General features: G+C 70.0%; 1 protein-coding gene. It reads right to left on the bottom strand.

Translation table 11 applies throughout. The annotated features are described in order from the left end of the window. On the bottom strand, positions 1 to 227 hold a 227-nt coding region (locus tag HA630_RS00305; RefSeq protein ID WP_208299877.1), incomplete at both ends, for an FAD-dependent monooxygenase.

The raw sequence follows: 227 nt of genomic DNA, 5'->3' as shown, positions 1-227 counted from the left end.
TCGGTCGGGAAATCGGCCGCCATCTTCACGTCGGCAATCAAAAAGCGGTCGCGGAAGATGCGCCCCTTGCTCTCCAGCCCCATCAGGCCACGCAGGGGCGAGCGCGAGCCGTCGCAGGCCAGCACCCAGGCAGCGTCCAGCGCGTAGTCGCCGTCGGGGGTGTGGACGGTCAGCAGCGCGCCGTCGTCGCGCGTGGCAATGCCGGTGACCTGGTGGCGCCAGCGGAT

The organism is Aquabacterium sp. A08 (assembly GCF_011742065.1).
This window is presented reverse-complemented; position numbering and strand designations above follow the sequence as displayed.